General features: G+C 70.5%; 10 protein-coding genes and 2 pseudogenes. 1 reads left to right on the plus strand and 11 read right to left on the minus strand.

Features of this window, described 5'->3' with window-relative positions; genetic code table 11:
* The 7 genes and pseudogenes from AB7U92_RS13845 to AB7U92_RS13875 all read right to left on the minus strand — a co-directional run.
* Positions 1-202: pseudogene (locus AB7U92_RS13845) on the minus strand (ABC transporter substrate-binding protein); the annotation flags it as partial.
* 51 nt (positions 203-253) lie between these two features.
* Positions 254-1,030: an SDR family NAD(P)-dependent oxidoreductase gene (locus AB7U92_RS13850; protein ID WP_428577732.1), complete on the minus strand. Its 777-nt coding sequence runs from the start codon at positions 1,028-1,030 to the stop codon at positions 254-256.
* Entirely contained in the window at positions 1,027-2,340 is a 1,314-nt protein-coding gene (gene hisD / locus AB7U92_RS13855) for a histidinol dehydrogenase (RefSeq protein ID WP_428577735.1), read from the minus strand. The genes AB7U92_RS13850 and hisD overlap by 4 nt, the downstream gene beginning before the upstream one ends.
* Positions 2,341-2,420: 80 nt before the next feature.
* Positions 2,421-3,464 (minus strand): ABC transporter substrate-binding protein, encoded by a 1,044-nt coding sequence (locus AB7U92_RS13860; protein WP_428577738.1) that lies wholly within the window; start codon positions 3,462-3,464, stop codon positions 2,421-2,423.
* Between the two features lie 38 nt (positions 3,465-3,502).
* Entirely contained in the window at positions 3,503-4,300 is a 798-nt protein-coding gene (locus AB7U92_RS13865) for an ABC transporter ATP-binding protein (RefSeq protein ID WP_428577741.1), read from the minus strand.
* A gap of 14 nt (positions 4,301-4,314) precedes the next feature.
* Positions 4,315-5,097, minus strand: coding sequence for an ABC transporter permease (locus AB7U92_RS13870; protein ID WP_428577744.1), 783 nt, complete (start codon positions 5,095-5,097; stop codon positions 4,315-4,317).
* A complete protein-coding gene (locus AB7U92_RS13875) occupies positions 5,094-5,936 on the minus strand; it encodes an ABC transporter permease (RefSeq protein WP_428577747.1) in 843 nt (280 codons plus the stop codon). The genes AB7U92_RS13870 and AB7U92_RS13875 overlap by 4 nt, the downstream gene beginning before the upstream one ends.
* Before the next feature lie 167 nt (positions 5,937-6,103).
* Between AB7U92_RS13875 and AB7U92_RS13880 the strand changes: the two genes are divergently transcribed.
* A complete protein-coding gene (locus AB7U92_RS13880; protein ID WP_428577749.1) occupies positions 6,104-7,153 on the plus strand; it encodes a LacI family DNA-binding transcriptional regulator in 1,050 nt (349 codons plus the stop codon).
* Between the two features lie 4 nt (positions 7,154-7,157).
* On the opposite strand, the gene AB7U92_RS13885 is transcribed toward AB7U92_RS13880, so the two are convergent.
* From AB7U92_RS13885 to AB7U92_RS13900, 4 genes and pseudogenes are all read right to left on the minus strand, one after another.
* The gene (locus AB7U92_RS13885) at positions 7,158-8,171 is read right to left on the minus strand and encodes an Ldh family oxidoreductase (RefSeq protein ID WP_428577751.1); all 1,014 of its coding nucleotides are present in this window, start codon (positions 8,169-8,171) and stop codon (positions 7,158-7,160) included.
* A 1-nt stretch (position 8,172) separates the two neighbouring features.
* Positions 8,173-9,102: a hydroxyacid dehydrogenase gene (locus tag AB7U92_RS13890; RefSeq protein WP_428577753.1), complete on the minus strand. Its 930-nt coding sequence runs from the start codon at positions 9,100-9,102 to the stop codon at positions 8,173-8,175.
* Between the two features lie 4 nt (positions 9,103-9,106).
* Positions 9,107-10,282: a UxaA family hydrolase gene (locus tag AB7U92_RS13895; protein WP_428577755.1), complete on the minus strand. Its 1,176-nt coding sequence runs from the start codon at positions 10,280-10,282 to the stop codon at positions 9,107-9,109.
* A gap of 15 nt (positions 10,283-10,297) precedes the next feature.
* Positions 10,298-10,423, minus strand: a pseudogene (locus AB7U92_RS13900) (flagellar biosynthesis protein FlgA); the annotation flags it as partial.

Consider the following 10,423-nt stretch of genomic DNA (forward strand, 5'->3'; position numbering starts at 1 on the left):
TCTCCACCACCACCGCCTGCCCGAGGATCTTGCGCATGCCCTCGGCCATCGGCCGGGCCACGGCATCGAGCGCCCCTCCGGCGGGAAACGGCACGACCAGGGTGATCGGCTTGGTCGGATAGGCCTGAGCCTGCGCCGCAGCGGCCGTCAGGGCGAACAGGCCGAGTGCGGCAACTCTTGCCGTCAAGGTGCGCAAGCTCATGATCTCGTCTCCTTCGTGGTGGATGAATGCGGCGACCGGGACAGTGCCCGTTCAGCGTGCGGTGAAGCCACCGTCGACCATCAGGGTCTGGCCGGTGACATAGGCGCTGGCGTCGCTGCAGAGGAACACGGTCGCACCGGCCAGGTCGTCGAGCGCGCCGTTGCGGCCGATGCAGGTCTGTGCCGCGTTGCGCGCGGCGAGCTCGGGGTCGGCGAATACCGGTGCGGTCAGCGCAGTCGGAAAGAACCCCGGGCCGATCGCGTTGCAGGTGATGCCGTGCGGTGACCATTCCTGCGCGATCGCCCGCGTGAGCTGCACCACCCCGCCCTTGGCCGCGCCGTAGGGCGCGCTGCGCGCGAAGGCCCGGTACGACTGCAGCGAGGCGATGTTGAGGATGCGCCCCCAGCCGCGCGACTTCATGCCCGGCGCGAGCGCCTGGGTGAGGAAGAACGGTGCCTCCAGGTGCAGCGCCAGCTGCAGCTTCCAGGAGGCCGGCGTCACCTCGGCAAACGGCTCGCGCAGGTTCACGCCGGCGGCGTTCACTAGGATGTCGATGCCGCCCAGGCGCTGCTCGGCGGCGCGCGCCACGGCCTGAGTCGCCTCGGCGTCGGCCAGGTCCGCCGTGCACCACTGCGCGTCGATGCCGTCGGCGCGCAGCCGCCCGGCCGCGGCGTCCAGCTCGGCCTCGCGTCTTGCCACCAGCAGCACGCGTGCACCGGCCAGCCCCAGCGCGCGCGCCATCGCCTCGCCAATGCCCGAGTTGCCGCCAGTGACCAGCGCGCGCCGGTCCGACAGCTCGAACAGCCGCGCAAGTTGCTCGCGCGTCATACCTTCACCGGCTCGCCCAGCGCGAAGGTCTGCGCCGGGTAGTACTTGGCCAGTCGGTCGTCGGCGGTGCGCGCATGCGCCTCCATGCCTTCCAGCCGCGAGATGCGCGCGGTGACCTCGCCGATGTCGCGCGCCGCCTCGCGCGTCATGCGCTGCCAGGTCAGCGTCTTCATGAACTTGTGCACCGACAGGCCGCCCGAGTAACGCGCCGCTCCCTTGGTCGGCAGCACGTGATTCGGGCCGCTGGCCTTGTCGCCATAGGCCACCGTGGTCTCCTCGCCGAGGAACAGCGAGCCGTAGCAGGTCAAATTCGCCAACCACCAGTTCAGGTCGCGCGCGTGCACTTCGAGGTGCTCGCTGGCGTAGCGGTCCGAGACCTCGGCCACTTCCTCGCGCGTGTCGCACACGATCACCTCGCCATAGTCGCGCCAGGCCGCGCCGGCGGCGTCGCGCGCGGTCGGCGGCAGCTTGTCGATCAGCGCCGGCACGAGCCGCATCACCTCCTCGGCCAGCGCGCGCGAGGTGGTGAACAGCCACGCCGGCGACTCGTGGCCGTGCTCGGCCTGGCCGACCAGATCGCTGGCGACGATGGCGGGGTCGGCCGAGTCGTCGGCGATCACCGCCACCTCGGAGGGCCCGGCGAACACGTCGATGCCCACCTTGCCGAACAGCGTGCGCTTGGCCTCGGCCACGAACTTGTTGCCCGGGCCGACGATCACGTCGGCCGGCTTGCCGGTGAACAGGCCATCGGCCATGGTGGCGATGGCCTGCACGCCGCCGAGCGTCATGATCACGTCGGCGCCGGCGCGGTCGAAGGCGTAGAGCAGGTACGGATGCATCGGGCCGCCGCGGAACGGGCCCGAGCAGGCCACGATGGTCTTGACACCCGCGGCCTTCGCCGTGGCTACGCCCATGTAGGCCGAGGCGATGTGTGCATAGCGCCCGGCCGGCGCGTAGCAACCGGCCACGTTGATCGGCAGCACGCGCTGCCCGGCCACCACGCCGGGGTGCAGCTCGACGCTGAACTCGGAAAGCGAGCGCCGCTGCGCATGCGCGAACTCGCTGACCTGGCGGATGGCGAAGTCGATGTCGCGGCGCACCTGCTCGGGCACCTCGGCGGCGCGGCGATCGATCTCCTCGCGGCCGAGCACGATGTCGCCGTCCCAGCCGTCGAGCTTCTTCGCGTAGGCGCGCACGGCGTCCTCGCCGTGGGCCGCGATCTCGGCGAGCATTTCCGTCACCACCTTCTGCGCGGTGGCGGTTTCGGTCTCCGGCGTCTTCGCGGCCTTCTTCAGGGTGGTGATCGTCATGGCGGTCTCGGTGGTTGAAATCGATTACAGGAGGCGTCACAAAATGGCGGCCGCAGCCGCCACTCAGGCTGCCGCGGCCCTCACTGGGCCTTGTTCGCGAACTCGCGCAGCTTGGGGTCGGCCTGCACGCGCTTCATGAAGGCATCGGTCACGTACTCGGAGGCCTGCGGCACGCTCTGGATCGCGCCGGTGCCACGCATGAAGGTCGCGATCTCGTTGAACCAGCCGTCCATCTCGGACGTGCCGCGGCTGCGGTCCATGCGCGAGAGCTGGCCGGCAAGGTCGAAGGTCGGGCGGGTGTCGAACTCCTTGCGCATCGAGGCCTCGCTGATCGTCACCCCGCCCTGCTCGTAGAACTTCTTCATCATCGCGATCGCCTCGGTCTTGTTCGCGTTCAGCCACTTCCAGGCGCGCAGGTAGACGGCGAGGAACTTGGCCACGTTCTCCGGGTTCTGCTCGGCGTAGTCGCCGCGGGCGATCAGCGCTCCGGGCACGATCGCGCCGCCTTCCTTGCCGGAGCACAGCACTTTGGCCCCCGCCTTCTCCTCGAGCGTGTAGATGTTGGGCGCCCACAGGCCGCCGAGATCGGCGTTGTTCGACGACATCGCCGAGATGATCTCGGCCTGGCCCATGTTCTTGATCGTCACGTCGCCCTTGGCGAGACCCCACTTCTTCAGGCACGACTGCACCGCGTAGTCGCCGGTGGAGTTGGCCGTCAGCACGATGGTCTGGCCCTTGATCGAGGCCGGGTCCTTGGCGAACTTGTCGGCCATGTCCTTGCGGGCCAGCAGCGCGTTGCCGGCCGACTCGTCGTTGGTGACGCCGATCGTCTTGATGCCGAAGCGCACGTGGCCGAGCACCGCGGGCACCGAGCCGGTGCCGCCAACGTCCCAGCTCTTGCTGGCCGAAGCGGCGATCTGCGGCACGCCCGCCGGGAAGGTGCTGAATACCGGCTTGAGGCCCACCTCGGCCCACCATCCCTTCTCGGTGGCGGCATAGAACGGCAACGCCCAGTACAGCGCGGGCTGGTAGCTGACCTTGATCTCGGTGAGCGCCTGCGCGTGCGCGGCGCCGGCCGCGGCAAGGCCGGCGGAGGCGAGGACGAGGCGAAGGGTCTTGTGCATGGCGTGTCTCCGTGTTGTCGTGGTGGATTGGCGGTGGATCAATGGGCGTCGTCGCCCTGCTGGTCGCGCAGCAGCTTCCAGACGTGGGTGCGCAGGTGAACGAAGGAAGGCAGGTCCATCACGTCCTCGATGCGGCGGTGCTGGTCCCAGTCCTCACGCTCGCGGATCGACTTGACGTCGATGATTTCGCGGATGGTGCCGGGCCGGCGCGACATGACGACGATGCGGTCGGCCAGGTACACGGCCTCCTCGACCGCGTGGGTGATGAACAGCACGGTGCGCGGGTTCTTGCGCGCCAGCCGCACCAGTTCCTCCTGCATGACCACGCGCGTCTGCGCATCGAGCGCGCCGAAAGGTTCGTCCATCAGCAGCACCTGCGGATCGAGCACGTAGGCGCGGGCGATGGCCACGCGCTGCTGCATGCCGCCGGAGAGCTGGTGCGGGTAGGCCTGCTCGTAGCCGCCCAGGCCCATCAGCTCGATGTACTGCTCGATGCGACGCTTGCGCTCTGCCGGCGCCACGTCGATCGACTTCAGGCCGAACTCGATGTTGTCCCACACCGTCTTCCACGGGAATAGCGCGAACTGCTGAAACACGACCGCACGGTCCGGCCCCGGGCGGCGCACCACCTCGCTGCCGACGCTCACCTGCCCGCCGGTGGGGTGCTCCAGGCCGGCCGCCATGCGCATGCAGGTGGTCTTGCCGCAGCCCGAGGGGCCGACGATGGCGACGAACTCGCGGTCCTGCACCTGCAGGTTGATGTCCTGCAGCGCCACGAAATCGCGCCCGTTCTGGTGGAACACGCGCTGCACGTCCTCGAACACGATGCCTGCCATCGATCTGCTCTCCTTCAGAGTCCGCGCCGCTTCTCGATCAGCACCTGCGCGCGGCGCAGTGCCACGTCGATCAGCAGCCCGACCACGCCGATCGCCACCATGCCGCTCATCACGGTGGCGGTGGACACCGCGGCCTGGCCCTTGACCATCAGGTAGCCCACGCCGCTGGAGGCCACGATCAGCTCTGCGCCGACCAGCGACTGCCAGCCCAGCCCGGCCGAGATGCGCAGGCCGGCGACGATGGACGGCACGGCCGCCGGCAGCAACACCTCGGTCATGCCGCGCAGCGCGCTCGCGCCGAGCATCTGCGAGGCCTCGATGTACTTGCGATCGACCTGCTTCGCGCCGCGATAGGTGTTGATCAGCACCGGCGGGAAGGCGCCCATGAAGATGATCAGCACCGGCCCGCCGATGCCGGTGCCGAACCACAGCGCCGCGAACGGCACCCACGCGATCGGCGCGACGAAGCGCACCGACTCGAAGACCGGCGTGACGAGGCGATCGATCCAGCGGAACCAGGCCATCAGCAGGCCCAGCGGGATGCCCACCAGCACCGCCAGCAGGAAGCCCATGGCGAAGCGCTGCAGGCTGGACAGCAGGTGCTCGAGAAGCACGTGCCCGGCGAAGGGCTCGACGAGCAGTTGCGCGAAGCGCGCCACGACGTCCCACGGCGCAGGCAGGAACTCGCGCGAGGTCAGGCCGGCCAGCGCGGCCACCGACCACACGCCGAGGAAGCTCAGCGCGCCGGCCGCGCTCAGGCGCCAGAAGCGTGCGGCGGGCAGCGGCGGCTCGATCACGAGTGGCTCCGCCACGGCATCACGCGCCGCTCGATCCAGCCCAGGCCCTGGGTCATGGCCCAGCCGGCCAGCGCCACGCTGGCCATGCCGACCAGGATCATCGCCGGATAGATGTCCTGCGCGCCCTGGTTGAGGATCTGCCCCAGCCCGGCCACGGCACCGACCAGTTCCGCCGCCACCAGCGTCGTCCACGACGCCTGCAGCGACAGGCGCAGCCCGGTGAAGATGCTCGGCAGCGCACCGGGGATCAGCACTTCGCGCCAGTAGCGCCATCCGCTGACCGCCAGCATCGCGCTGGCCTCGAAGATCGGCCGATCGATCTGGCGCACCCCGGTGAAGCTGTTGATCACCGAGGGCACGAAGGCGGCAACGAAGATCACCATGATCTTGGCGGCGTCGCCGAGGCCGAGCCAGACGATGGCCAAGGGAATCCACGCCAGCGGCGGGATCGGCCGCAGCAGCAGGAAGATCGGGTTGACGAAGGCCTCGACGGTGCGGCTCGCGCCCATCGCCAGCCCGAGCACGACGCCGATCGACGAGGCGACGACGAACCCCGCCGTCACCAGCAGCACGCTGCGCAGCACGTGCTCGTGCCAGCGCGCGTTGCTGTAGCCCTCGATCACGATCTGCTTCGCCGCGCCCCACACCTCTGGCGGCGTGGGAAAGCGCGCCGGCGAGATGAAGCCGGTGACGCTGGTCAGCAAATACCACAGCGCCAGCACCGCAGCGGCGGCGACGACCGCCGCGCCGACCGCGCGCCAGGCGCCGCGGCGGCCTTCGCGGTGCGGCGCACTGGCAGCCTGAACGGCGCGCGGTGTCGAGGTGGTGACGGCGCTCACGGGCGGTGCGGTGGAGGTGATGTGGAAGCGGCTGTAAACGTTTTCAATAGTGGGCGTACGCGATGCCCGCGTCAAGGTCGGTCACGCGCGGATTCGACCGGACTTACCCTATGAAAGACCCCGCGCTCCGGCCCGTCACCACGACTGCAAACGAGTACAGTCCCGGCATGCCGGCCCCCGACGAAGAACTGCCCACCATCGAAGACGTCGCCCGCGCCGCCGGTGTCTCGACCGCGACCGTCTCGCGCGTGCTCAACCGCCCCGGCGAGGTGCGCGACGCCCTGCGCCAGAAGGTGCTGTCGGCGGTGGCCGAACTCGGGTACGTGCCCAATGCCGGCGCGCGGGCGATGAAGCTGCGGCGCAGCGGCACCGTCGGCGCGATCTTCCCCACGGTGGACAACGCGATCTTCGCCAAGGCGATCGACGCTCTGCAGCGCCGCCTGGCCGAATCCGGCCTGCAGCTGCTGCTGGCCACCAGCGGCTACGACCCCTCCACCGAGACGCGCCAGGCGCTGAACCTGCTGACCTGCGGCGTCGACGCGCTGGTGCTGTGCGGCGTGAGCCAGCGCGAGGAACTGCTGCAGCAACTGCGCCAGCGCGGCGTGCCGGTAGTGCACGTGATGAGCTGGCCGGCACCGCCCGACCGCATCGCCGTCGGCTTCGACAACGCCCGGGCCATGTCGCAGGTGGTGCGCTACCTGCTCGACCTCGGCCACCGGCACATCGCCATGCTGGCCGGCATCACACGCGACAACGACCGCGCCGCCGCCCGCGTGGCCGGCGTGCGCGAGGCGTTGCGCGCGGCCGGCCTATCTCTGCCCGCCACGAGGCTGGTGGAGCGCCCCTACGAGCTCGGCGCGGCGCGCGATGGCCTGCGCGTGCTGCTGCAGGCCGACCCGGCCCCGACCGCCGTGGTGTGCGGCAACGACGTGCTGGCCACCGGCGCGCTGCTCGAGGCGGCTCGGCTGGGCGTGGCCGTGCCCGGGCAGCTCTCGATCGTCGGCTTCGACGACCTCGAGCTCGCCGGACACCTGCAGCCGGGCCTGACCACGGTGCGCGTGCCGGCCGAGGAAATGTGGCGGCTGGCCGCCGACCGGGTGCTCGACACGCTGCGCGGCGTCGAGGTGCCGCGCGCCACGGAAATCGAGGTGGCGCTCGTCGTGCGCGGCTCGACTGCACCGCCCGCGGGGGCGCGCCGCACGCGAGCGCGGCGCTGAGCCGTCAGGCCTCGGCAGCCGCGCGCAGCGAGGCCAGCATCGCATCGGCCACGGTCACGCCTTCGGCCTCGGCACGCCGGCGCAGCGCCTCGCGGCGCGCACCGGGCAGGCGAACGCCCTCGTCGGCCAGCATCTCGCGCACCAGCACCTCGAGCCGGTCGAGGTAGTGCTCGCGGCCGGCGAGCGCGCCCGGATCGACGATCACGAAGGCCTGGCCGATGCCCGGCCGGTTGCCCTCGTCGACGAAAAAGCTCGACGCCTCGAAGCCGAAGTTCGCGCCGATCAGCGCGGTGACGAGCAGTTCGACGACCAGCGCCAGCATCGCGCCCTTGGTCGAGGACACGGCGCCGATCGGCAGCATCGAGCCCTCGAGAGCGACCTTCGCATCGGTGGTGGGCTGACCATCGCGGTCGAGAGCCCAGCCGAGAGGAATCGGCTTGCCCTCCTTGGCCGCGACCATCACCTTGCCGCGCGCCACTTCCGACAGGCTCAGGTCGATCATCAGCGCATCGCCACTGCGGCGCGGAAATACCGCCGCCACCGGATTGGTGCCGAAGACGGCGTGCCGGCCACCGGCCGCCGGCATGGCCGCCGGAGAGTTCGCGAAGCCCAGGCCGACCATGCCCGCCTGCGCCGCCACCCGCAGATGGTCGACGATCACGCCGGCATGGTGGCTGCGCACCACGCCGACGAAGGCGACACCGTGCTCGCGCGCCCGCGCCACGCCTTCGGCCACCGCCATCGCGCAGGCCGGGAACGCGAGGCCTTCGCCCGCGTCGATGACGGCCGCCCCGCCTTTCGCATGGCCCAGCCGCGGCTGGGCCTCCCCATTCACCCGCCCGTTGCGCAGGTGCGTCGCGTACTGCGCCACGCGCGAGAGGCCGTGCGAGCCGATGCCTTGCGCTTCGGCGAGCACCAGGGCCGCGGCCGTGCTCGCGGCCATCGCCGGGTTGGCGCCGGCGCGCTGCAGCGCGGCGTCCACCAGGCTGCGCAGTTCGACGAGAGAGATGTTGGCCATGTCAGCCCAGTGCCTCCAGCACCCGGTCGGCGATGAGGAAGGAAACGCGCTCGTTGGCTTCGGCGGTCACGCCCGCCACGTGCGGCGTCAGGATCAGGTTCGGGCAGTCGGCGAAGTGCGGCGAGGCCGGCAGAGGCTCGGCGTCGAAGACGTCGAGCGCCGCACCGCCGAGGGTGCCCGCCTTCAGCGCCGCGGCCACCGCCGCTTCGTCGACGATGCCGCCGCGCGAGGTGTTGATCAGCACGGCGCCACGCTTCATCGCCGCGATGCGGCGTGCGTCGAACAGCCCCCGCGTGGCCTCGACCAGCGGCACGTGCAGGCTGACGACGTCGGCCGTAGCCACCAGTTCATCCAGCCCGACCGGCCGCACGCCGAGCCGCGCGTAGGCGGGGTCGGAGGCCGGCATCACCGCATCGTGCGCGATCACCGGCATGCCCAGCGCGCGGGCCAGCGTCGCGGTGAGCTGGCCGATGGAGCCGAAACCGACCAGCCCGAGCGTCTTGCCTGCGGTCTCGCGCCCGCTGGACAGCGCCGCGCGCGGCCACTGGCCGGCGCTGAGCGCCGCGCTGCTCTGATAGACGCCGCGCAGCAGCAGCATCGCGCTGGCCACCACGTACTCGGCCACCGACAGCGCATTCGCGCCGGTGGCCGGAATGACGCGCAGGCCGCGCGCTTCGCAGCCCGGCACGTCGATATTGTCGAGCCCGACACCGAGCCGCCCGACCACGCGGCAGCGCGGCGCGAGCGCCTCCAGCAGCGCACCGCGCACCTGCGTGCGGTTGCGCACCACCAGCGCGTCGCAGCGCGCTGCCTCGGCAGCCAGGCGGGGCGCGTCGTCGACCAGCACCGGGTCGTACAGCACCTCGTGCACCGCGGCCAGGCGCGCCACGGCGCGCTCGTCCATGAACTCGGTGACGACGACCCTGGCCACGATCTCAGGCGGACTCGAACAGGCGCGTCAGCACGAACTCGCGGTGGCCCAGCGCCTCGGCGGCGGTCAGCCGGCCGTTGGCGGTGCGCAGCATGCACTCGAGCAGCTTGTCGCCGGCCTGGTCGAGCGAGATCTCGCGCTGCAGCAGCCCGGAGGTGTCGACGTCGATGTGCTCGCTCATCAGGCGCACCGTGCGCGGGTTGGCGCAGATCTTGATCACCGGCACGATCGGGTTGCCGATCACGTTGCCCTGGCCGGTGGGGAAGAAGTGCACCGCATAGCCGCTGGCCGCGCACAGCGTGACCATCTCGGCCGCGGCCGACGACGAGTCCATGAACCACAGGCCCGGGTGCGTGGGCATCTCGGCCTTGTCGATGACGCCGTCGACCGTGCACTTCTTGCCGATCTTCTGGATGTTGCCCAGCGCCTTTTCCTCGATGGTGGTCAGGCCGCCGGCGATGTTGCCCTTGGTCGGCTGGCTCTCGGACAGGTCGGTGGTCTTGTGGCGGTTGATCATGTCCTGGTAGCGGTTGAACATGAACATGAACTTCTCGGCCACCTCGGGCGTCTTGCAGCGCTCCACCACGATGCGCTCGCCGCCGGTGATCTCGCTGGTCTCGCCGAAGCACAGGTAGTTGCCCAGCGGGTGCAGCTTGTCGAAGGCGTTGCCGACGGTGGGGTTGGCGCCGCAGCCGCTGGTGGTGTCGCTCTCGCCGCACTTGGTGGACACCCACAGCTCGTGGATGGGGCAGACCTCGCGCTGCTTCTCGCTGGCCCACTGCACGTATTCGCGCGCGGCCTTGCTGGCGCGCATGATGGTGTCGTGGTCGCCATGGCCCTCGATGCCGAAGCCGACGACTGGCTTGCCGGTGGTGGCGATGCCGTCGACCACCTTCTTGGTCCAGCCGTCCTCGATGCCGATGACGACGACGGCGGCCACGTTCGGGTTGCAGCCGGCGCCGATCAGCGTGCGGAAGTGCAGATCCAGGTCGGCGCCGAACTGCAGGCGGCCGTAGGGGTGCGGGATCGCCATCGTGCCCTTGATGTTGTGGGCGACGGCCTCGGCCGCGGCGTTGGACAGGTCGTCCAGCGGCAGGATGATGACGTGGTTGCGCACGCCGACGCGGCCGTTCTCGCGGCGATAGCCGAGGAAGGTGGTGTCTTTCGAAATCACGGACATGCGGTGCTCCTGCGCTTACCAGCGCTTGGTCTTGATGTTGTGCACGTGGGCGTGCTCGCCGGCCTGGATCGGCGCGACGACCTTGCCCATGTCGATGCCGTACTTCCACACGGTGTCGCCCGGGCTCATGTCCTTGAGCGC

The sequence above is a fragment of the Piscinibacter sp. genome (assembly GCF_050175855.1).
Taxonomy (GTDB): Bacteria; Pseudomonadota; Gammaproteobacteria; order Burkholderiales; family Burkholderiaceae_C; genus Piscinibacter.

What these genes read in the sequence shown, in the direction of transcription:
- AB7U92_RS13850 (WP_428577732.1), bottom strand. Translation starts at nt 1,030, where the DNA reads ATGACGCGCGAGCAACTTGCGCGGCTGTTCGAGCTGTCGGACCGGCGC.
- hisD (WP_428577735.1), bottom strand. Translation starts at nt 2,340, where the DNA reads ATGACGATCACCACCCTGAAGAAGGCCGCGAAGACGCCGGAGACCGAA.
- AB7U92_RS13860 (WP_428577738.1), bottom strand. Translation starts at nt 3,464, where the DNA reads ATGCACAAGACCCTTCGCCTCGTCCTCGCCTCCGCCGGCCTTGCCGCG.
- AB7U92_RS13865 (WP_428577741.1), bottom strand. Translation starts at nt 4,300, where the DNA reads ATGGCAGGCATCGTGTTCGAGGACGTGCAGCGCGTGTTCCACCAGAAC.
- AB7U92_RS13880 (WP_428577749.1), top strand. Translation starts at nt 6,104, where the DNA reads ATGCCGGCCCCCGACGAAGAACTGCCCACCATCGAAGACGTCGCCCGC.
- AB7U92_RS13885 (WP_428577751.1), bottom strand. Translation starts at nt 8,171, where the DNA reads ATGGCCAACATCTCTCTCGTCGAACTGCGCAGCCTGGTGGACGCCGCG.
- AB7U92_RS13895 (WP_428577755.1), bottom strand. Translation starts at nt 10,282, where the DNA reads ATGTCCGTGATTTCGAAAGACACCACCTTCCTCGGCTATCGCCGCGAG.